This window comes from Atopobium sp. ICM42b (genome assembly GCA_000564995.1).
Classification (GTDB): Bacteria; Actinomycetota; Coriobacteriia; order Coriobacteriales; family Atopobiaceae; genus Lancefieldella.
Genome location: JDFH01000012.1, coordinates 1 through 22,047 on the forward strand (window position 1 = coordinate 1; position 22,047 = coordinate 22,047).

Annotated in this window: 20 protein-coding genes and 1 tRNA gene; 2 read left to right on the top strand and 19 right to left on the bottom strand. The window is 47.4% G+C overall.

Annotated elements, in window-relative coordinates; genetic code table 11:
- Positions 1–322: 322 nt before the first annotated feature.
- The 4 genes from feoB to HMPREF1493_RS03295 all read right to left on the bottom strand — a co-directional run bounded on the left by feoB (position 323) and on the right by HMPREF1493_RS03295 (position 6,672).
- Complete coding sequence (gene feoB / locus HMPREF1493_RS03280; RefSeq protein ID WP_035427814.1) at positions 323–2,983, bottom strand: ferrous iron transporter B; 2,661 nt, start codon at positions 2,981–2,983, stop codon at positions 323–325.
- Positions 2,983–3,228, bottom strand: coding sequence for a FeoA family protein (locus HMPREF1493_RS03285; RefSeq protein ID WP_035427815.1), 246 nt, complete (start codon positions 3,226–3,228; stop codon positions 2,983–2,985). Before HMPREF1493_RS03285 ends, feoB begins: the two co-directional genes overlap by 1 nt.
- A gap of 69 nt (positions 3,229–3,297) precedes the next feature.
- On the bottom strand, positions 3,298–3,564 hold the full coding sequence (locus HMPREF1493_RS03290) for a FeoA family protein (RefSeq protein ID WP_051479314.1): 267 nt from the start codon (positions 3,562–3,564) through the stop codon (positions 3,298–3,300).
- A 240-nt stretch (positions 3,565–3,804) separates the two neighbouring features.
- Positions 3,805–6,672: a phosphoenolpyruvate carboxylase gene (locus HMPREF1493_RS03295; protein WP_035427817.1), complete on the bottom strand. Its 2,868-nt coding sequence runs from the start codon at positions 6,670–6,672 to the stop codon at positions 3,805–3,807.
- 181 nt (positions 6,673–6,853) lie between these two features.
- On the opposite strand from HMPREF1493_RS03295, the gene HMPREF1493_RS03300 reads away from it, so the two are divergent.
- Positions 6,854–8,287 (top strand): lipopolysaccharide biosynthesis protein, encoded by a 1,434-nt coding sequence (locus HMPREF1493_RS03300; RefSeq protein WP_232215497.1) that lies wholly within the window; start codon positions 6,854–6,856, stop codon positions 8,285–8,287.
- Positions 8,288–8,400: 113 nt separating this feature from the next.
- Here the strand turns inward: HMPREF1493_RS03300 and HMPREF1493_RS03305 are convergent, their stop codons facing one another.
- From HMPREF1493_RS03305 to HMPREF1493_RS03360, 12 genes are all read right to left on the bottom strand, one after another.
- On the bottom strand, positions 8,401–8,718 hold the full coding sequence (locus HMPREF1493_RS03305) for a glutaredoxin family protein (RefSeq protein ID WP_035427818.1): 318 nt from the start codon (positions 8,716–8,718) through the stop codon (positions 8,401–8,403).
- 118 nt (positions 8,719–8,836) lie between these two features.
- Positions 8,837–8,912 (bottom strand) — tRNA-Thr (locus HMPREF1493_RS03310).
- 57 nt (positions 8,913–8,969) lie between these two features.
- Positions 8,970–10,160 (bottom strand): purine-nucleoside phosphorylase, encoded by a 1,191-nt coding sequence (locus HMPREF1493_RS03315; protein WP_035427819.1) that lies wholly within the window; start codon positions 10,158–10,160, stop codon positions 8,970–8,972.
- Positions 10,161–10,173: 13 nt separating this feature from the next.
- Positions 10,174–11,022: a SurA N-terminal domain-containing protein gene (locus tag HMPREF1493_RS03320; RefSeq protein WP_035427820.1), complete on the bottom strand. Its 849-nt coding sequence runs from the start codon at positions 11,020–11,022 to the stop codon at positions 10,174–10,176.
- A 134-nt stretch (positions 11,023–11,156) separates the two neighbouring features.
- On the bottom strand, positions 11,157–11,843 hold the full coding sequence (locus tag HMPREF1493_RS03325) for a HEAT repeat domain-containing protein (protein ID WP_051485248.1): 687 nt from the start codon (positions 11,841–11,843) through the stop codon (positions 11,157–11,159).
- 28 nt (positions 11,844–11,871) lie between these two features.
- Positions 11,872–12,654 (bottom strand): NYN domain-containing protein, encoded by a 783-nt coding sequence (locus tag HMPREF1493_RS03330; protein WP_035427821.1) that lies wholly within the window; start codon positions 12,652–12,654, stop codon positions 11,872–11,874.
- A 26-nt stretch (positions 12,655–12,680) separates the two neighbouring features.
- Positions 12,681–13,745: an NAD(P)-dependent oxidoreductase gene (locus HMPREF1493_RS03335; protein WP_035427822.1), complete on the bottom strand. Its 1,065-nt coding sequence runs from the start codon at positions 13,743–13,745 to the stop codon at positions 12,681–12,683.
- A gap of 75 nt (positions 13,746–13,820) precedes the next feature.
- Positions 13,821–14,849, bottom strand: a complete 1,029-nt coding sequence (locus HMPREF1493_RS03340) for a DegV family protein (protein WP_035427823.1) — start codon at positions 14,847–14,849, stop codon at positions 13,821–13,823.
- The gene (gene hpf, locus HMPREF1493_RS03345; protein ID WP_035427824.1) at positions 14,839–15,429 is read right to left on the bottom strand and encodes a ribosome hibernation-promoting factor, HPF/YfiA family; all 591 of its coding nucleotides are present in this window, start codon (positions 15,427–15,429) and stop codon (positions 14,839–14,841) included. Before hpf ends, HMPREF1493_RS03340 begins: the two co-directional genes overlap by 11 nt.
- Positions 15,430–15,566: 137 nt before the next feature.
- Positions 15,567–16,502, bottom strand: coding sequence for a substrate-binding periplasmic protein (locus HMPREF1493_RS03350; protein WP_035427825.1), 936 nt, complete (start codon positions 16,500–16,502; stop codon positions 15,567–15,569).
- A gap of 315 nt (positions 16,503–16,817) precedes the next feature.
- Positions 16,818–17,567: a ComF family protein gene (locus tag HMPREF1493_RS03355; protein ID WP_035427826.1), complete on the bottom strand. Its 750-nt coding sequence runs from the start codon at positions 17,565–17,567 to the stop codon at positions 16,818–16,820.
- A gap of 93 nt (positions 17,568–17,660) precedes the next feature.
- Positions 17,661–18,275, bottom strand: coding sequence for an ECF transporter S component (locus HMPREF1493_RS03360; RefSeq protein WP_232215498.1), 615 nt, complete (start codon positions 18,273–18,275; stop codon positions 17,661–17,663).
- A gap of 240 nt (positions 18,276–18,515) precedes the next feature.
- Here HMPREF1493_RS03360 and HMPREF1493_RS03365 point away from each other — a divergent pair, with 240 nt between their 5' ends.
- Complete coding sequence (locus HMPREF1493_RS03365) at positions 18,516–18,977, top strand: hypothetical protein (RefSeq protein WP_035427828.1); 462 nt, start codon at positions 18,516–18,518, stop codon at positions 18,975–18,977.
- 4 nt (positions 18,978–18,981) lie between these two features.
- Here the strand turns inward: HMPREF1493_RS03365 and HMPREF1493_RS03370 are convergent, their stop codons facing one another.
- The 3 genes from HMPREF1493_RS03370 to HMPREF1493_RS06850 are packed head-to-tail and all read right to left on the bottom strand — an operon-like array spanning position 18,982 to position 22,012.
- Positions 18,982–20,466 carry an ABC transporter ATP-binding protein gene (locus HMPREF1493_RS03370; RefSeq protein ID WP_051485250.1) on the bottom strand — a complete coding sequence of 495 codons (1,485 nt, stop codon included), beginning with the start codon at positions 20,464–20,466 and terminating at the stop codon, positions 18,982–18,984.
- Entirely contained in the window at positions 20,463–21,395 is a 933-nt protein-coding gene (locus HMPREF1493_RS03375; RefSeq protein WP_035427829.1) for an energy-coupling factor transporter transmembrane component T, read from the bottom strand. Before HMPREF1493_RS03375 ends, HMPREF1493_RS03370 begins: the two co-directional genes overlap by 4 nt.
- Positions 21,395–22,012 carry a DUF4430 domain-containing protein gene (locus tag HMPREF1493_RS06850; RefSeq protein ID WP_198013754.1) on the bottom strand — a complete coding sequence of 206 codons (618 nt, stop codon included), beginning with the start codon at positions 22,010–22,012 and terminating at the stop codon, positions 21,395–21,397. The genes HMPREF1493_RS03375 and HMPREF1493_RS06850 overlap by 1 nt, the downstream gene beginning before the upstream one ends.
- Positions 22,013–22,047 lie beyond the last annotated feature (35 nt).

The following is a 22,047-nucleotide window of genomic DNA, read 5'->3' on the forward strand; positions in this document are numbered from 1 at the left end:
AGGGGCGAGCCGCTGACACCCAGAGTCAGCGGCTCGTGTTCTACGCTCGCAAGAAAGGGAGAGGGTCTTTCTCCGAGCTACGGGAACCTGAATAAAGCAAGCAACTAAATTGCTTAAAAACATAGTAAGTTAACCGAGGGAAACTTACAAGAATTTTTTCAGTTTTTTTATCTAATTTCGTAAACTCTACAAAAAGTTAGACTAAGTTTACATGTCTATGGATTTTTATCTTATATCAAGAAAGTCCGAGATAAACATAAACAAAATCCCCCGCACCGAATTGGTGCGGGGGATCAGGTCAGCGTACTCAGCTAGTAGTAGCTTATGCCTTTGCAACCTCGGTAAGGTTGGTAAGGATCTTGTCGTCCTTCTTATCCCACTTTGGAGCAGGACGGAAGAGCTGGAAGAGAATTGCTGCCAAGAAGATGAAGGCAATAACAGTCCACACACCAAAGGAACCAAGGACAAAGAACTCCCAGAACTGATTGATCATCAGGCCAACAATCCATGCAAATACGCACTGATAGCCAATAGCAAACCAGAACCACTTAGAGTCGTTCATTTGTCGACGAATAGAACCTACTGCAGCGAAGCAAGGTGCGTCAAGCATATTGAATGCAACAAATGCACACATTGCACCAACGTGGAGGATACCACCAGCATCAGTAAACATACCAGCAAAGCCAGACCACATAGTGACAGACTTCTCACTTGCATCGCCAAGGCCATAAAGAACGCCAAAGGTGGAAACAAGATTCTCTTTTGCAATCAAAGCAGAAATAGAAGCTACAGTTGCCTGCCAATTTCCAAATCCAAGTGGAGAGAAGATAAATCCAATAGAACCGCCAATAGCAGCAAGCAAAGAAAAGTCCATAACATTATCAGGAGCACCCTGAATACCTGGGAGATAGCCGAATACTCCATTTGCGCCGTCCCAGTTAGCCCAGCCAAAATTGGATAAAACCCAAATTCCAATTGCTGCAGCAAAAATAATGGTACCAGCTTTAATAATATACGCAGAAATACGCTCCCAAACATGCATTGCCCAAGACTTAAGAGAAGGCATGTGATAATCAGGAAGTTCCATGACAAATGGTGCTGGCTCTCCCTCAAAAGCCTTAGTCTTCTTTAGCATGATTGCAGAAATAACAATCATAGCTACACCCAAGAAATAAAAGGCTGGGGCAATCCACCAAGCAGTAGTTCCTCCAATAAGAACACCCATAATCAAGGCAATAATAGGCTGTTTTGCCGAACATGGAATCATAGTGGTAAGCATAATCGTCATGCGACGATCTTTCTCATTTTCAATAGTACGAGTAGAAAGAACGCCAGGAACACCACAACCAGAGGAGATAAGAAGTGGAATAAAAGACTTACCTGATAGACCAAAACGACGGAAGACACGGTCCATAACAAAAGCAACGCGGCTCATATATCCGCAGTCTTCCAAGAAACACAACATAACAAACAAGACAAACATCTGTGGAATAAAGCCAAGAACAGCACCTACGCCGCCGATAATACCGTCAACTACAAGACTGGTGATGACGGGGCTTGCGCCAGCACCCTCAAGAGCGCCGCGAGCAAGCGTAGGAATACCAGGGACATACATGCCGTACTCAGATGCCTCTGGCTCAGTAGCAGCGCCTTCAACAGCGGTCTTGAAGCCCGCAGCAGTTACGCCGCCCAGAGTCTGAAGTTCTTGACCTTCAGCAAGAATTGGGTTGCCGTTTGCGTCAAGCTGAAGAGGATTGTCGTCAGTATCAACGAAGTTGCCATCCTCATCATGAACTGGTGCGCTCAGAGCAACGACGCTCTTTTTAGAAGCTTCGTTCTCAAAATTAGTAATAGCGTCAGAATCCCACTGTTTAGCCGCGATTGCAGCACGAACCTCAGTGGTATCAATACCGGCCTCGTCTGCTGCATTGAGATATGCGTCAATCTGGTCGCCATAGTGGTGAGAGTCAAAATCATCTTTTGCCTGACTATACTCTGCATCTCCGATGCCCAATACGTGAAAACCTTTGTCAAACAGATTGTCGTTGACCCAGTTGGTAGCATTGATACCAACTGTAGAAATAGAGATAAAATACACCAGGGACATTACAATAACAAAAATTGGAAGACCCAGAATACGGTTAGTAACAACACGGTCAATCTTCTCGGAAGTACTCAGTTTTTTAGGTGCTTTCTTGACGCAAGCTGCCATTACGCCAGCAATCCACTCATAACGGTCAGACGTAATGATGGACTCAGCATCATCGTCGCGGGACTGCTCAACTGCAACAATAATCTGCTCAAGCTCTGCGGTCTTCTCGGCAGAAAGGTTAAGGGGAGCAATTGCATTTGCATCGCGCTCAAAGACCTTAATGGAGTACCAACGAGAAAGAGTTGCAGGAGCAAGACCCTCGATTGCAGCAGCAATCTTGCCAAGAGCCTCTTCTACCTCTGGGGAGAAGCACTTAACGCCCTCAGCAGGAGTTCCCTCCTGGCCAGCCTTAATTGCAGTCTTTACCAGAGTGTCAATGTTCTTGTTACGAAGTGCAGAAACCTCAACAACCTCAACACCAAGCTGCTTGGAAAGCTCCTTGGTATCAATGACGTCACCGGACTCCTTGAGCAGGTCAACCATGTTAAGACCAAGAACAACAGGGCGGCCAGCCTCAAGAATCTGAGTTGTCAGATAGAGATTTCGCTCCAGGTTGGTAACATCGAGAAGGTCAATAATGGCGTCTGGACGCTCATTAATGAGGTAGTCACGAGATACCTGCTCCTCTGGTGAATATGGAGACAGAGAGTAAATACCAGGAAGGTCGACAAAGGTGACGTCCTTATCGGCACGCCAATTTGCCTGCTTCTTCTCAACGGTAACGCCTGGCCAGTTGCCGACGTAGCCGTTTGAGCCCGTAAGCTCATTGAATAGGGTGGTCTTACCGCAGTTTGGGTTACCTGCAAGACCAATAATAGTCTTTTGTGCCATTAGGCTTCCTCTACCTTGTGAACGTCTACTACTTCAATGCTTGCAGCTTCATCCTTGCGGATAGAAAGCTCGTAGCCACGAACTGTGAGCTCAATTGGATCTCCCAGTGGAGCTACTTTTTTGACATGAACCTCAGTGCCCTTAGTAAGGCCCATGTCCATGATGCGACGTTTCACGGCGCCTACACCCTTTAGCGCAGCAACCGTGCAACTCTCCCCCACCTTAACTTCTTTCAGAGTTGCCATAACCTTCCTTTCATCGAAACACGTATTAAAAGCCGCGGGTTTTACCAGCAGCGCAATACAACAAAGTGTTTAGAGCGGAGAAACCATGATGTGCGACGACATCTGACGGTTCAATCCAAGTCGTGCACCCTTAACACTAACAATAACGTCGCCGTTGACTCGTGAAATAACCTTTACCTCGGCGCCCTCAACAAAACCAAGTGTTGAGAGGTGCTGGCGAAGATCAGAAGCACCCTTAACCGTTACGATCAGCGCAGTCTCTCCCTCACCAAGCATGGCAAGAGGAAGAACTGGACCAGAATTCGCAGGACCCTGTGAGGTCTTTTCTGTATCCATGCATCCCCCAAAATAACGTAGGCAAACTAAGTTTGCTCTTTCGAACTTTTACTTCATTAGTATCAACTAAAAGTTAAGGTAATTCAACTTTCATTTAATAATTAAAATAAAAATAAGGCGAGAAACTCTGTCTACCAGTGGTTTCTCGCCTTGTAAATATTGCAACTTTATTTCAGGTAATCCTAGTTTTACGTAAACATAAACGATTGTTTGCTCAAGCTTACGGCAAGCTGTGTGACATCAGCCCGTATTCTGCAGACCTGCGGCAACACCAGACACGGTGCACAAAATCAAATACGTAATGTTTGCACGTTCCTCTGGAGTAAGCATGTCATCCCTTATACGAAGCTCAGACAGGGCATGCACCTGCGTAACCGAGAGAATATTAACAAATGGAAGACGCAGGCGGATAACAGGACCAAGCACACGACGGTTCTCCAATGGCCACTTGTTCCCAGTGATAGCAAGGACCCACTTGCGCGTCAACGACATCTCGGAGAGAACCATCTCCGAAAGTTCAGGGCGATCACCCAGAGCCAGATAAAGTCTTGCAATACGAGCATCAATTTTGGAGATTGACATCTCAATGTTGTCGATAAACGTAGTGAACAGCGGCCACTCTCTATATGCCTCACGGAGACGTTCGATATCCCCTACTGCCTCGCAGGCACTGCCCAGTCCGTACCAAGCAGCCAGGTTGATACGAGCCTGTGACCACGAGAAAATCCAGGGGATAGCACGCAAGTCATCAAGAGACTTAGCGCCCAGACCGCGTTTTGCAGGTCTTGAACCAATGGGAAGAAGACCAATCTCTGTCAAAGGGGTAACAACCGAGAACCACTCAGCAAAGCCATCGGAGTGAATGAGCTCCAAGAAGCGCTGCTTGGAGGCTTTATCAAGCTCAGAAGCCAGCGAAGCAAACTTCACGTCTGTCTGGGTGTTCTTCTGCTCAATAGAAGGTGCCATCTGAAGCAGTGTTGCTCCAGCAACAGACTCTACGTGACGACGAGCAAGTGTTGGGTCACCATAGCGAGCAAAAATAACTTCTCCCTGCTCAGTAAGTTTAAAGCGACCGTTTACCGATCCCTTAGGCTGAGACAGAACAGCACGGTTTGCAGGACCACCGCCACGACCAACTGCACCGCCACGGCCATGCATCAAGATGAGGTCAATGGAGTTCTTCTCTGCCCACTCTGCCAAAGCAGCCTGGGTCTTATGCAGCACCAACGTTGCCGTAGTTGGTCCTTCGTCCTTTGAGGAATCGGAATAGCCCAGCATGACCTCAAGCTTGCGGCCTGTCTGAGCAAGACGCGACTGCACCTCAGAAATCTGAATTACCTGGTCAAGTATAGCAACAGCGTTCTCAAGGTCTTCAATTTGCTCAAAGAGTGGAATAACGTCTAGTACAGGAACGTCTTCTTCATTTGCAAACGCTAGACGTGCAAGCTTATAGACATTCTCAACATCCTGAGCAGACTGCGTAAACGAAATAATATAGCGACGAGCAGCATTAATGCCGTTCTTCTTTTGAATTGATCCAATGGAGCGGAAGGTATCTAGCACCTCCTGCGTCATAGCATCAAGTTTGGCGGGTTTCTCGGCAGTTGATGGGTGTGCCTCAATATCTGTAAGTGCACGCTTGTGCACCAAAGAGTGCTGACGGAACTCCATCTCTACCAAATGGAAGCCAAAAGTTTGAGCCTGCCAGATAAGCTTCTGAACAGGACCGTAGGCAATACGGAAAGCCCCTGCTTGAGCCAGTGAATCCTGAATAACGCGCAGATCAGCAATAAACTCTTCAGCGTTTTGATACATCAGGTCAGCATTGCGCTCAATGGTGGCGCTGAGTCGGCCAGAAATGACGCGCATTGCCGCACGGTGCAACTCAGACCCAGCCTTATCAATAGCCCTAGAGGTCAGGGCCTGGCTCATTTCTACCTGCTGTGCCCAAAGATTGACAAGCGCAGGCGAAGCTGGAGTAGAAATACCATCAAGCGTCAGGCCTCGACTGACTTCCTTGGTAGCCCGAGCCAGTGCCTGCAGTACGTGTACACGGTACTTCTCGGCAACTTGGCGAGAAACCAGAGCGGTAACATTAGGGTTACCGTCGCGGTCGGAGCCAATCCAGCTACCTGGACGGAAAAATGGTGGGCAGACAGGCGGCACACAACCAGCGTTTTCTCCCAGCACCCAGTTATCAAAGCGGCGATATACCGAAGGAACCATCTCAAAAAGGGTGGTATCAAAAATGTTGAGGACAGTATCAGCCTCCTCCAAAGGAGTTGGCTTTTTATGACCGATAGGAGACGTACGGAATAGGCCGTCAATCTCTTGCAGCATGCGACGCTCGTTTTCCACACGAGCAGGACCACCAAGCCTCTGACGTTCATCAAGAAGCTCTGAAATGGTACGGATTCGGCGCTCAACGTTTTTACGACGAGCCTCAGTTGGGTGCGCGGTAAAGACGGGGTGGAACTCAAGACGATTAAGACGTGCTTTTGCCTCTTCTTCACCGCACTCGTCAATAAGCTGTCTATATGCAACGGTTATCTCATTGATAGGGTCTTCTGCAGAAGATGGATCAACAGAAGCCTCACGAGAGCGCAGGCTGGTAACGCGATAATTCTCTTCACAAAGATTTGCTAAGTGGAAGAAAGTTACAAATGCACGCATGAGAAGCACGGAGTCTTCCATGCTTAGGTTGTCAATGGTAGAAGCAAAACGCAGAAAAGCATTAAGCGATTCCTTCTCTGAATCTACTTTGAGTACCGCATTGATTGCCTCAAGCAGCAAAGGTGCGCGAGTTGTAGACAAATCATCTGGTCCAGCTTTAATTGCCTCAACCAACAACGTGTCAAAACTAGTAAGAAGATCTGGATTGTACTCAGCAAGCACTTTTCTTACCAAACGCAAAAAGAAGGTAAGGTTATCGCGCAGAGGAGCTGGCGCTTTAAGCGCCTGAATAAGGGTACGAGCAGCAGCAATCTCATTCCCGCGTCGTTCAAGAAGCGACTGAGCTACTTCAGAAGTTGTTGCACCATCGATGGGTTTCTCGTCAAAAGAAGCATTGCTGGACTCTAGATTTGAATCTTGAGGATTGCCTGCCATGCTCATCCTTTCGTCACATGACTCAGAATACGTACTATCTACCATACCCTTTTGTAACAATCTTCGCACGATTGTTTGTCAATCTGTTACCTAATGTACATCGTGGACTACAATCTATATAACAAATAAAAATTGATATATCAAAGTTTCTGACCGCGCTAAAGAAGATCTTAGGTTTTACATGCTCAATCCATTCAAGAAAAGTCGTACTGCGTACAACAATTCTTCCGTACATAAGCAGGTAGAGCGTCTTCGCACACCTCGCTATGAGCTTGATGACTCGCGCACAAACGGGGGTCAACCTGGCATTGTGGTTACATGGTGGACCAGGCTTCTCTCTGCCGTGGTCTCTGGCGATATTGCTAATCAAGACGAGCAATACTTGGCACATCAAACGTCCCAGGATTATCTCTTCAACGCACTTGGACAAGGCGCCTGGGGCGCACTTTTCCCGCTTTTAACTGTTGTTTGCTCCCAGCTTGTTGGCATTGAACAAGCAGGACTTTTCTCCATGGCATTTGTTGTGGCAACGCTTTTGTTATTTATTGCCCAATACGGTGTTCGCACGTATCAAGTTTCCGACATAGCTGAACAACGTAGTTTTTCTGATTACCAGATTCAACGCGCAGCTACCGTTATTGTCATGGTACTAGCAGGTCTTATTTGGTGCTTCTTTAAAGGATATACCGAGCCCATGTTTTCTATCTGCACGGGAGCTTTGCTCTTTAGGGCGGTTGACGGTATGGCTGATGTCTACGAAGGTCGTCTTCAGCAAAAAGACAAGCTCTACCTCGCAGGACTCAGTCAGGCTCTTAGGTGTAGTGCCAGTTTTATTCTCTTTACTGTTGTGTTGTTTGTTACCAGAAATCTTGTATGGGCAAGCTGGAGCATGGGCATTTGTGCTCTTATCACCCTGCTATTTGTTTCTGCTCCCCTAGCCATTCTTGAGACCGATAAAAGCGTGCGCATCAAACTTGCAAACATCAAAGATATCTTCGTACAGTGCTGGCCTCTCTTTTTAGCACTTTTCCTCTACAACCTTATTGACTCGCTGCCAAAGTTTGCCATGGAAGGCACGCTTTCTTACAGCAATCAGTTGTACTTCAACGCACTTTATTTCCCAGCTCACACTATTTTGATGATCTCTACACTCATCTACAGGCCACAGCTTTTCAAACTTGCTAGTTTGCTAGAAACCTCAATTCATAATCCCGCTAATAAGAAACGCTTTGGCGTAATGGTACTTGCTCTGTTTGGAGCCATTGCCGTTGTCACCGCAGGTACTGCAGCTTTTGTCGAGTTTATTGGCATTCCTCTTAACGGCTTCTTGTATGGAGTTGACTTTGAGCAATATCGTGGACTCGCACGCATTATGGTGGCCACGGGCGGACTTTGCGCTGCTATCGACTTTTTGTATCAGCTGGTCACTATCATGCGAGCTCAAAAGGCAGTTACGCGCGCGTACCTCATTTCATTTGCTGTATCCATCCCCATTATCTGGATGATGGTCAGCTTTACGGGCCTTAACGGCGCAGTTATTGGCAGCTTCTCCTCTATCCTTATCCTCTTCTTGCTGCTCATCAGCGAATACGCTGTAGCACGCATAAAAAACTAGCAAAACAATTGATGCTCAAACGTAAAACCCCTCTGCTCCATACGTTGGAACAGAGGGGTTTTAATGCATATAGCGAGAAACCCGTCTGCTAGAAGGGTTTCTCGACAATGAACTTAGAAGGAACAAGCGCCGCCGATAGTGCAAGCAGCTGCTGAAGAACCGTCGTCTGAATCATCGTTTGAACCAGAAACATGGAAGACTTCGGAGAGGTAGTTAATGATGTCGCCGGACTCATACATTGCCTTGCCGTCAATGAACAGACATGGAACCTGGCGCTTGCCGCCAACCTCAATGAGACGCTCGCGAGCTGCGTCATCAGCAACAATATCATGCATAGGAAGCTCAATGTTGTTCTGCTCCATGAAGGACATTACCTTGTGGCAGTATGGGCAGGTTGGCTTATAGAAAAGCTCAAGATTCTGAGTAGCCATAAAAACTCCTTTTGTTAGTAATTACTACTACTTTGTCTATACCCACCACAGTGCAGTTGTTTCACATGGATTTAGATAGGCATAAAAATAGCCGCACAAGGCGGCTATTAATAGTTGATGGTGCCAGCAACCAGGATCGAACTGATGACCCCCGCTTTACGAGAGCGGTGCTCTACCAACTGAGCTATGCTGGCGTGCAAAAGCGCGCTAACAACTATACGGGGAAGCCCTGTATTATTCAAGCAGAAATACTAAAGAAGCCCGAGAACACCACGAACAAGACGCTCAAGATCATCTGCGTACTTCTCGGATGCCTCTTGAACACTCTTATGCGTAGTTCCATGAGCACCAGCTGGATTTGCAGCAAGCGTCAGAGCCAACACATTCATATCAAGAGCTCGGGCCATAATAACCTCAAGAGCTGTAGAAACACCAACGTATGAGACGCCAAAGCTACGAAGCATAGCAACCTCTGCTGGAGTCTCAAAGTTTGGTCCCAAAAGACCAGCAAAAACACCCTCGCTGAGCTCAATCTTAAGGTCGTCCGCTACGCCACGCGCAAGCGTTCTTAGATAAGGCGAGAAGGCATCATTCATATCTACAAATGGGGTCTCAACATCGCGAAGGCCTGCCCACTCTGCAAGCGGATTGGTTCCAGTGAGGTTAATCTGATCAGTAATAACGCCAAGGCCAGTCTTTGCGTTTCCAGAAACAGCACCCGTTGCACCTGCAAAAATAATGTCTTTGCAGCCCAAGTGATGAGCATGCTGAACAAGAGAGGTTACCTCAGCTGCAGAATAGCCCTGATAGAGGTGAACGCGGCCAGGATAGACAACTACAGGCACGCCATCGATAGTACCAATGGTTGCCTCAAAGCTGTGACCTGCCATAGGAGAAGCGTCAACAGGGAAACCTGGAATGTCACGATAATCAATACGACGAACTGGCTTTACCAGATCGGCAAGATGACCAAGTCCGGTTCCCAAAATAAGAGCAACAGGATGCTCAACAGATGGGCTTACATTCTCAATGGTTTTCTCGGTAACCACGCAAATCCCCTCCTCTAAGAGGTGACGAGTAAGTGTTCCCTCGCCAGAAACAAGCTTTCCTGAGTACGTACCATCATAAATCTCATGCACACCACAAGACGGGCTCTTTGCCTTCAAAACGGCGAGCGTGATGTCAGAAGACGTAACAGCACTAAGAGCAATCTTAGATCCACGTTCAAAATCTTCTGTAACATCCGAGCCATCCTTGAGCCAAACACGTCCTTCTCGCTGTTCCGCGGGCGGACGAGGCACAGGAAGACCTGAGGAAGTCTCAGGACAGATCTTTGTGACGTTTACTTTTTCTGCCAGCTTTTGTACTGCAGAAACAGGCTTGGCCCCTCCGTCATATCTGACGGGGAGGCCAAGTAAACAAGCGCTAATAGCAACTTTCATTGCTTTTCAGATCCTAGAGAGCAAGAGAGTAAACAGCAATAGATGCCTTACCAAGAATCTCGTTGATCTTCTGTGACCACTCCTGAGATGCCTTGCTTGCAACAGCAGAGTACTTGCTCATTGCAACCTGATAAGCGGTCTGGGCAGCTGCATAAGAGGCGGAATCGTTGGAGATTGAGTAAGCAGAGAGCTGCTTGTAGTAATCGCCATCCTGGGAAGCCCAAGTGTTGTTCTTAGCGTCCCACTCATCACCAGCAAGACCAATGATGTACTGAGCGTACTCCTGGCTTGTAGTCTCGGAGTTGCCGTCCTCAGGTGCAGTTGGTGCCTGTGGAGCATCTGGAAGGGTTGTAGTCAGAACGCTATCACGATACTTCTTCATGATGACAGCATCATGGATGAGCTTCTTTGCAACGTCTTCAGAGAGCTTGTATGCAGAAGCAACCTGGCTAACATCAGTAGTCTTGAAGTTGGTCTGCATGTAATTGTTGACTTCGTCATCGGTGACGGTAATACCCTTGCTCTGAGCCTCAGCAACAACAAGAGCATTGCGAACATAGCCAATGATCTTATCGGCTGCTGGAACAGCATAGGTGCCGTCAGACTGCTTTGCTGCGTCAAGACCGGAAGTGTTCTCAATAACCTCACGAGCAGTTACTTCTTTGGTCTGACCGTTATAGGTATAAGAAGCAATAGGAGTGTTGAGCTCACCCTCAGAAAGTGTGGTGCGACCGTTCAAAGAACCAGTAGCTCCGCCACCGCCCAGAAGGAAGCGACCGATGACAATACCAAGAGCAAACAGTACAACTGCGCCTACTCCGATAAAGATCTTTGAGTTCTTTTTTACATCAATAGATGGCATATCCTTGCCTTTCATCGCTTAATGCAACTATGCGTACACTAATACAAATCTGTAGTTTACTCTTATTAGCATGCATAAAACATACAACCAGTAAACTCCCCCGTTTGTACACAGTCGTTTACATGCAAAACAAACTACTTGGTAGCTGCAACAATCTCTTCCGAATACTGTTTGATGTATCCAGTGGCATTTTCTGCATCAAACTTCATGCGCTGAGACAGTGCTTTCTTCACGTCCTTAGAAATAGTTCCGTGTGCTAAGGCGAGAAGACCCTGGAGCATATCATGGTACTCAGCATCTCCGTGATAGCACTGAACCGCCTCATCCAGAAGTGGCCACGCCTCATTAGAATGCTTTGAAGAAGTTGCGCCGTACTGACAGAGGAACAAAAATGCTGCGAGACGCACCGTTGCTGAGTCATCGTCAAACAGAGAAGCCTCAGCAGCATCAAATGCCTTAAAGACCTGGTCACCAAAGTGAGCACTCAGATTGGCAAGCGCATCAAGCACTTCCCAACGAGTCTGTGCTTCTGGCCTATATAGTGCATCAATAAGAGAATCAATGTGCTCTTCAAAGGCAAGAGGAGCAATATGGGCCAGCTCCGCAAGCTCATGAGATGCGTCTTGACGAACGCGCCTACTAGCATCAGACAAAGCGATGACCAGTGCATTCACTTTTTTCATCTGTGCCATAGTTGGCTTTTTAGTAGCCTTCTTAGCAGGTTGCTTTTCTTCTTTTGGCGCCTTTGTAGAGCCCGCTTTTGCGGTTGCCTTAGTTGAAGCCTTTTTTGGCTTCTGAGCAGTTTCTTTCTTTTCTGCCATGAAACCTAAATCCTCTCTAAAACACCCTTTATTCTCTAAATCCGTCTACGACAACGGTGCCGCTTTTTTGATCCTCATGAATTTTAATAAATCCAAGGCTCGATGCTTCACGTAAAAGAGAAGTAAACGAACGATATCCATAAGTTGCCTCAGCAAACTGTGGACGCTTCCTTCGCATAGTCTCCTTTAAACGAGATGCATAAATAAATGTTTCGCTTTCGCGTTCCAAGGACTCAATGGTCTCAAATAAGAGCTGATAGCAGTCGTGTTTCTCGACAGGTACCTTCTCTTTAAAGTCTGGAATTCTGCCAGAACTCAAAATATCCTCGTAGAAGATAAACTCGTCACAAACTTCAGCAAGAAGCGAGCTGGTAGACTCCTTCATACCAACGCCAATGACTGTTTTACCAGCCTCTTTAAGCTTTGCCACAAGTGGCGAGAAGTCCGAGTCACCAGAAAGCACAGCGAATGTGTCAATGTGGTCTTTAGTAAGACACATCTCAACAGCATCTACCGCAAGTCTAATATCGGCAGAGTTCTTGCCGGTATAGGCCCTATCTGGAATCTCGATGAGCTCAATACCAAGCTCATGCAGGGGCGTAATAGCATTTGGAAAGCGCTGCCAATCGCAATATGCACGCTTAGCAGTAATGCGTCCCTTATCAACCAGCCTCTCCATAATGAGCTTTATCTCTGGAAGATGGCCTGGCTCTTGATGGCCGTTGCGCTTTCTTTTACCTGTTCCTAGTGCCAAATTTTCATAATCGATGAAAACCGCAATAGAGCTCTGAGGAGTAGAAATATCACTCATAATCGGGGTTCCTTTGCGGCTAGCACTTAGTGGCAGCAGTGGCCGTCATGACCGTGCTCGTGACCTTCATGCTCATGATGATGTCCATGGCCGTGGCACTCGCACTCGTGATTGCCATCTTCATGGTCGTGACCACAGCAGCACTCATGCTCACCCTCATCTTCCTGGCTCTCAAGAAGCGACCAGTCAAGACCAGCTGCAGTGCTCGTAGCCTCATCAGCATAAAGCAGTGAGATTGCCTGAGTACCCTTACGAGCGCCACCAATCTGGCAGAGCATGTCATACAGGGTAAAGGCGGTCTCTGCACCAGGAAGCGTAATCTCAAGGTCCTCAGACTGAGCAAGAGCAAGCGCAATATCCTTGCGGAAGTGCTCAGCCAAAAATCCTGGTTGGAAGTCTCCCTCAAGCGACTTAGGAGCAAGCTCTTTAAGTGCGCGAGAAGAACCCATGCCACTAGCAACAACCTCAAGCATCTGCTCAACGTCAAGTCCACCCTGCTCTGCCAAGGCCATTGCGTCTGCATAGCCAATCATGCATGATGCAAGAGATACCTGATTACAAAGCTTTGCGGTCTGACCCTTACCAGCACCACCCATGCAGAAAATCTTTGCAGAGAAGGTCTCGAGAAGAGCTCGTACAGGCTCAACATCATTCTCAGTTGCGCCGACAATCAGCGTAAGAGTACCGTCCTGAGCACCCTTCTGGCCGCCCGTAACTGGACAGTCAAAGGCATGTTTTCCCTCAATTTCAGCAGCATCGTGAATATCACGAGCAAGCTGAGATGAAGAAGTGGTCAGATCAATAAGGTATGCACCCTTCTTAGCAACGCGGATAAGACCATCTGTTGCCAAGTAAACGTCTTCAACGTCAGTTGGATAACCAACCATGGTAAAGACAACGTCAGCGTCTTTTGCAGCATCTGCCACACTCTCTGCAGCATGAGCGCCAAACGAGACAAGCTTTTGTGCTTTCTCTGGTGTTCTGTTGTAAACAGTAACGTCATAGCCAGCAGAAATAAGGTGCTCTGCGATAGGAGCGCCCATAATGCCTGTTCCAATAAAAGCAACCTTTGCATTCTTGCTCAGTGCCATGTATGAGTCCTTTCAGACTGAAATAAATATACAAACTGGGGCCGCTCCAAAGAGCGACCCCATACCTTGTACCCGTTAATTAGATTTACGAACCCTGTTAGCAATTCGGTCAGAAAGCGAAAGCTTCTCGCGGCGGTCAGTGCCCCAGAAGACAATAGCTACCATGCCTGGGCCAACGTGAGCGCCAATAACTGGTCCCACCTGACTGTGAATAATGGTAAGTCCCTCGCAGCCCTTCTCTTTACGAATCTGAGCCTCTAGCCAATTGGCGTCCTTCTGTGCGTCTGCAGAAATGATGCCAACAGGAAGCGAGGTGTCATGAGAATAGCTATCTCTAAAGTCCTGGATAAGAGACTTGAGTGCCTTCTTACGGCCTCTGCACACAGTCTTGACGGTAAGAGCTCCTGTTGAGTCATAGGTAAGCTCTGGCTTTACATCAAGCTTGCCACCAATATTTGCTGCAGCTGCAGGAATACGACCGCCCGCAGCAAGAGCATCCAAGGTCTCAAGTGTTAAATAGCCATGAATGTAGTTACGAGCATCTTCTGCCCACTCGGCAATCTCTTTTGCCGAGAGACCCTTATTGGCCTGATGTACTGCTTCAAGACCCAAAAGCTGAGCTGCGGACGAAGGTGCACCGTTGTCGACTACATAAATCTCAAAGTCTGGGTATTTCTCTCTTACCATATCTGCTGCTTGCTCAGCTGCATAGTAGGATGAAGAGAGAGCCGAGGTAAAGCACAGATACACCGTTGGTGTGCCCTGTTTTGCAGCACGCTCAAAGACCTCAAGATAATGACCAGGAGTAATTGCAGAGGTGGTGTAGTGCAGCTTTTTGTCTTTGCGCATGCCCTCAAAGAACTCATGTGCACTAATGCTCTTCCAGCCATCGTCATAGTGCTCTCCATCTGGTCCCACATAAGGGAACTGGATGATATCAACACCTAGCTGTTCAGCAATTCCTGGAGCAAAGTCTGCGCAGGAGTCCATGATGATTCGAACGTTACTGGGCTTATGATATGCAGCTGAAAGCTCAGTAGGCTCAAGATCCTCAAAGGCGACCTCGCTGATTTCTTCTTCGGCCTTATCTTTTTTATTGAACATCTGGTTCCTCAATCTTAGGTTTGATAATTCCATAACCACCATTTTTACGATGGTAGATGACATTAGTCAAACCAGTAGAAGAATTAACAAAGACATAAAAATCATGGCCGAGAAGGTCAGTTTGGACAAGCGCCTCCTCTTCTGTCATGGGCTCAAGATCAATGTATTTCTCGCGAACAAGCTGGTCATCAAGATCTTCAGCTGGAATCTCAATGAGATTGGCAAGATCTTCTTGTGTAAGAGCAACTCCGCGCTCAGACTTTACATGATGACGGCGCTCAACAACTTTTGTCTTGTACTTGCGTAGCTGTCTGGAGACTTTTTCTGCTGCTTCATCAATAGCCACATACATATCATCAGAGCTAGCAGTGACACGAACAACATTGTTACGAACAAATACCGTAACCTCAGCTGTCTTTCTATCTGGATTTGAAGGGTTTTTGTCTACTCTGAGAACTACATCGCAAGACATAGGAGTGATGTCAAATACTTTAAGAGCATCACCGATTTTCTGGTCTACGTGTGCGCGCAAAGCCTCAGAAATGCTTACCTTGCGTCCCGAAATCTTGATGTCCACCATGGGAGCCTCCTATCGGATACACGAGACATCTTCTATCTGATGTCTGTATAACAACAATACCCATTTGTCGGTCAATCATTCCATAAAAAGTTGAATTGAGCGGTAAACGGTTAGAGACTATTTCTCTTTATGTGCAATTAATTTTGCTCAGAGGAAGATGTAGCTGAATCGGCGCTGGTAGATTGCGTAGAAACTTCCACAAGACCAGAAATCTTATTGGTAGTTGAGAGGTGTGGCAAGGTGCCAACCCATTTATTTCTGATAACTCCCTCGACACCGTTAGATTGAATAGCTGAAAGAGCTTGCTGAATTTGTGTAGCGAGAGCTTTGTTACTAGTTGCAACAGAAATACCAATCGTGGATGGAACGTCAACGACACCAACCATAGAAATATCTTTGTTTGCTGCTAAATAAGCACCAGCATATGCATCACAGGCCACATAATCGATGGAACCATTTTCAAGTGCTTCAAAAGCATCATTTAGGTTAGAAAAACCCTGAACAGACATGCCCGTGAGTACCTGACCCATTGCACGCTCAGACAAAGAACCCGTTTGAACGCCAACTGACTTTCCACTCAAACTATCAGCAGTAATGTTTGTCTCTGAACCCTTGTGGAAAAGAGCTGTTGCATACTCAGCATAACCAGAAATGAGCGTACTTGTTGAGTCTTCACCACTTCTGACATCCATGACAATGTCGCAACCTGCTTGTAGGCCATCTACTGGTCCGTTAACTGATACAAACTTAACGTCTACACCTAGCTGATCTGCAATTGCAGAAGCTATTTCAACGTCAATTCCCTGCAATGTTCCAGCTTCTGAGGCCACAACCATTGGAGCTGTTACTGACTGAGTACGTAGGCCAACGGTCAAGGTGCCAGCTGTGTGTAGTGAGGAATCAGGAATCTTCTGCTGACGGGCTTCTCGCTTCTCTTGAATTGCCTCTTGCACCGACTTGACGTGGAACCATTTGTCCAAATCAATGTTGATAGGACCAATGGAGCATCCTGTTAAAACAACAGCTAGTGCTATAAGAAGTAACACCTTAAGAGAGCTTTTAACGCGCGTCATCAGAACTCCTTCTTCTAAACAGGTGTCTTTTCAGCTGACCTGGTATTTGACCCCACACTCGCATACTGGAACGTTTGCTTTGCTACCGCAGCAGCTCCACTACTAGCTCTCTCGCCTGCGAGACCCTTTGTCTCATTGATATAACAGGCGGTATGGCTTACTTCTAGGACGAGCCATGATCGTTTACGTGCGCACACGCAAACTTACGTGGATCCCTTTGACCTCGTCTGTCATGGACTAAAAGCTCACGGAGAACTTCGCAACCACAGACCTGAAAAGACTTATCAAGTATAGCCGTTTGCAACCATAGGTAACTCACCATACGCGAGCTAATGCGCCTACGGTAACAGATTGCACGCCTGCGGCACAAAGTACTCTTGTGGCTTCTCTAATTGATGCTCCAGTAGTTACGACATCATCTAAAAGTAAAATATTTGATTGGTTAACTGGTACGGTACAAGCAATACTTCCTTTCAAATTGATTTGTCTTTGAGCGGATGAGAGTGTTCTTTGGTCCTTTGCATGAGGACGTATAAGCACGTCATACAAAGGCAATCCTGTAAGCTGGCAAAACGATTGAGCTACAAGTTCCATATGATCAAAACCTCTGCGCGCGTACGCTTCTGCAGTTGCTGGAATAAAGGAAACGCCATCAATTTTTGAACTATCAAAGCGAGAGGTACCGTCACGAGCTTTCCATGCTGAGGCTTCTTCAAGCGCACACAATAGAGCTGCAGCAATTACCGGCGCCAGTCGAAGCTCGTGTCCATCCTTAAGCGTCAAGATCAACCGCGCAGGAGGACCCTTAAATCCCATGGCACAAATGACCGCTCTACTCTCCCACTGAACAGGTCGTTTCTTTTTATCTGCACACTCTGAACAAACAAGCTTCCCGTATGGAGCGCCGCAATTAGGACATGCCCACTGCTGAGAGATCCATGGCAGCTTTGCCCGACACTCATCGCAGAGGAGCTGGCCGGGTTTCTCGCACACGACGCAGCGTGTAGGAGCAAGCAGCTCAAGTGTTGAGTTTGCCGTTGCGGTAAGGATAGATGTAGGTTGCATTTTTACCCCCAAAATCTGGGGGCTGACAGTGAATACAGTCTAGAACAAAGGTCGCAAAATGGAAGGTATTTTAGGTAAACGGAAAAAGATGGCTTATCTAAAGCTCCTACCAGTGAGATTATATTTTGTGAGGATTCGGCTAACGGATGTTTGCCACGGAAGCCATAACAAAATCAAAAAAACAAGCGTTGCTACGCCGTGCGTTAGATCAAGCGGAATTGAAGCCGCAAATGCGAGAAGAGCGGATTCAAGCGTTAAGGGATGTACAAATCCAATAACAAAGTACACGTTCATTACAAGGCCAAAGAATGGTCCAGAGATAAACGCCCAGATCATAAGCAAGAAAGGAGGAAGCTTGTGGGGTTTCTCGCCATGTTGGACGGATGTGCATTTATAAGATGCAGGGCGAGCTGAGGTAAAAGTTGCAAGAAGACCTCCCAGATAGCCAACAAGCCCCCACGCATACATCTGCCATGGTGTCCACGAGCCCTGACCAAAGAAAACGTTTGAAAGAAGCGCAGATAAGGCACCTACCAAAAAGCCCGCATGCCTGCCAAGAAACGCTCCCGCGAAAATAGCAACTGCGGAAACAGGCTTTACGTACGCGAGTGGCGCAAAGGCAATTCTTCCCGCAGCACCTAAGGCGCTAAAGACGGCAGTAGGTACCAAATTGGCAACTGAGGGCTTCTTTGCCTCAAAACTTAACATAAATAATGCAACTGAAATGATCGCTAAAATAATTGAAGATACGGCGGTAAAATCGGGAAAATATATCATTTCAACAGCAAGAATAATAGGTGTAGCAAAGAGTGCCACAACCTCTAAGACTATTGATAACATGTGCCGATTATCCACAAGAACCTCACGCTTACCGTCAAAATAAAAATATCGAGAAGGTCTGTCTTATTTTGGCATAAGATGATTTGAAACTACAACAAGGAGGTCTTCATGATCTATCTGGGAAACTTTAGCTACAATGACGAGCTTGATTCTACTGATAACTACTGTCTTATGCCTTGCATTGTTGAGGCAGATTCCACAGATCATGCGCTTGAGCTTTTCTCGGAGCACCTTATTGAGGTTGCAAAGTCATCTGACCTGCTTGACGGTGCAAAAGAGATTTTCTTGGATTCCATTGTTGAGCTGGGAGAAGTTCCTACCACTCCTCTGATTGCTCAGTGGCAAAAGATTATGCCTACAGGAGTTGGTCTGTGCAGCATTACCAGCGCTCTTCCTACACTTGAGTTTGATGATGAGACGGCCAACGCCTACGGCTTCAATGAGCATACTCACGATCATGAGGAAGATGAAGAGGAGCATGAGCACGAGGAGTTTGGCGACATCAACGATCTTGACGATGAGCTTCTTGAGGAGCTTGGCCAGGACGAGGAGCCATTCTTAAGGTTCTAGCCACCTACTCTGCCGACCACACCCATGAGTTCTCAAAGAACTCTGAAGTTGGCTCTGTCAGAGAAATCTGGCCATCAAATACTAAAGAAACGTTATCAGCAACGCGCGATATCAACTGCATGTCGTGCGTTGCTATTACTATGGTTGCACCTTCTGACTGTGCGCGAGAAAGCAAATTGACAACAGCATCTTTGGTTGGGGCATCCAGTCCTTTTGTTGGCTCGTCAAGAATAAGCAGACGCGCTTTTGTAAGCAGCACTTTTACGAGGGCTAAGAGTTGCTGCTGTCCACCAGACAAATCGTATGGATGAGAAGACATAAGCTTCTGATATGTTGTGCGAGCAAGAAGTCCCGAAGCTTCCAGAAGCTCCTGAACATCCTGATCAGAATAGGCGTCACTTTGTTGCCACTGGACAAGCTCCTCGCCCACACTTTGGCAGGTAAAGAGCAGCTCGGGATCTTGTGGGATGTATCCTTGAGATTGCTGGAGCTGGTTGTAGATATGTCCGCGCCTTGGACGGAGAACGCCCGCTGCAAGCTTTAGCAGCGTTGACTTACCTGAGCCGTTGCCGCCTACAAGCGCACGAATTTCTCGCCCCGTGACCTCAAGCGAGCACTTGCTGAGCGCCAACTGATCACTCTGCGGATACGCAAACGTCACGGCGCTGAACTCGAGCACGAGAGTGCTGTCGGCCGCGGTGGATGCTTGGTTTGGCACGGAGCTACAAGGACAAAGCGCCTGGCGAGAAGAGCTGTCTGCTTGGAGCGCACCGGGTTTCTCGCCACCAAGGCAGACGCGCGCGTCAGCAAGGTGCTCAAACGCGGCAACGTCGTGGGTGGCAACAAGCACGGCAACGTTGAGCTCGCGCGCCACTCGCTCCAGGAGCGCGGTGAAACTCTTCTGCGCAAACGGGTCCAGCTGCGAAGTTGGCTCATCCAGCAAAAGCAGCTTTGGGCGCAAGACAAGCGCTGCAGCAAGGGCCACTAGCTGCTGTTCTCCCCCGGAAAGCTCGTTACAGCGCTTGTGCAAGAGCGATTCCATGCCAAAAAAGCTGATCGTCTCAAAAATGCGACGGCGCATTTCTTTCTCTGAAACGCCTCGATTTTCCAGGCCAAAAGCCAGCTCTTTCAAAGGTGTCTCACACACAAGTGCTTGTGAGGTGGCTTGCGGCACAAATGCAATGGTGTCTACGGATTGCGCCTGCGTCATCGTAGAGACCTCTTGGCCGCAAACAATAATGGAGCCCTCTCTCCTACCTTGAGGCGCAATCTCGGGCTTAATGAGGCTCAAAATGGTGGACTTGCCTGAACCAGTTGGTCCCAGTAAAAGACTAATCTGACCAGCACAAACCTCACAGGAAAAATCTTCTACAACGTTGCGGTCTGGAGTTAGAGCATACGCAAACGAGAGATTTTGAATAGCAAGAACTACTTCTTTACTAACTGAAGTAGCAGATGAATTCTGAATATAGGAAGAATGCTCACTCATACAGACTGCTCCCATAAGACAGTATCAATACGCACAAAAATTGCTGGTAAAATGGTAAACAGTACTACGCCCAGATACCAAAAACTCACTTGGAACTCTGGCATAGTAGGATAAAACTGCCAAGCTTGTACCAGCATATACAAACAAACCGCTGCTATAACGCTTAAGAAAACAAATACCAGCAGCGCTACAGTATCATAGGCGTCAAGCACTTCAGTGTTCCATCTGCTCCTGTGCCCTGCCATCCCCCAACCTCGAGACACAATAGACTGAAACGTACTCATCGACTTCTCCAGCGAGCTCATGCTCACTGCGTTAATGGTGGTAGCTGATTGCGCAATAGTTTTTCTCGCGCTCAAAAGACGGCTTTGACCTAAAACGTTGCTTTGCCGGTAAGCCCGTGCGGCAGAATCACACCTTCTAGCTGCGGTATTTGCTGACTGGATTTGGCGGGCTGTTGACAGATCAGAAAGTAGCTGCGGCATAAGCTGCACAGAAAGACTCAAGACCAGCTGTAATCCTGGAAAGCGCACACTTGATCGCTGCAACATCTCGAGCGGCGATACTACTGCAAATAGGCACTCAAGCCAGCTCAAAGTACTTACGAGCACGAGACCTGAGGTAGCTCCGTACAGCAGACTTTCTACGTACAGTTGCGTGTGCCCAAAAGAATACAAAATGGTAGAGCCAGATGCCGAGAAAAACGGATTGATAACTGCCATCAATATAATAATTGGAGCATACCAAACAAGCTGTTTAGCAGCATGTTTGGTGTCAAACAACTGGATTGTACAAAGCTGCGCTCCTAGAAAAGCAATCAGCGCACAGAGAGGTTGAAAAGAAAATGCGGCAAGCACAACCTCGCATCCAAACAGCACCACCGTAGCAAGTGGGTGCAGTCGAGAAAAGCTTGTGCGTGCGGGATTCATTAGTTCACCGCGTTAACGTACGTCCAAACAACCGAATCGCCATCATGCAGAACATATGCATCTGATGTGTAGTTAGGCTGAACACCGTTAACTGAATATACCCAACCGCTCTGTGGACCGTGGTCACGCTCTGCAAGCCCATTAATAGCCGCAACGTATATACCAAACGACGTGCTACGTGCATTTACCCCGGCTCCACTTGCAAGCAACGCGTCATAGACTGACGTACCCTCTTGCACCTGGAGGTTGACGGTAAATGAAGGCCCTTTGGCTGCAGAGCCATCAACCGTAACACTTACAGAAAGCGCACTATTCTCTTTATGAGGAGCAGCTACAGCGTTTGTTGAGTTACCAGTGTTAGAAGGTTCCGACGTTTTCTGATTAGAAGAATCCTGCGTTTTAGACGCATCAGCATTTGATTGAGCGTCTGAACTAGAGCTCCCTTGCGTCTGTGACGTCTGAGAGTCTGTTTGCGTGCCAGAAGTACCTGCTACCGTCTGACCTTGTGCGGTAGGAGCTTCTTGAGCAGAAGTGCTTGAAGCGGGCGTAAAGAAATACTGGACTAATGTCCATGCAAAGAAAAGCATGAACACAAAAGATACTATTGATGCTGCCAAATAGAGAATCCGTTTGGATTCTCTTGTGAGCTTAA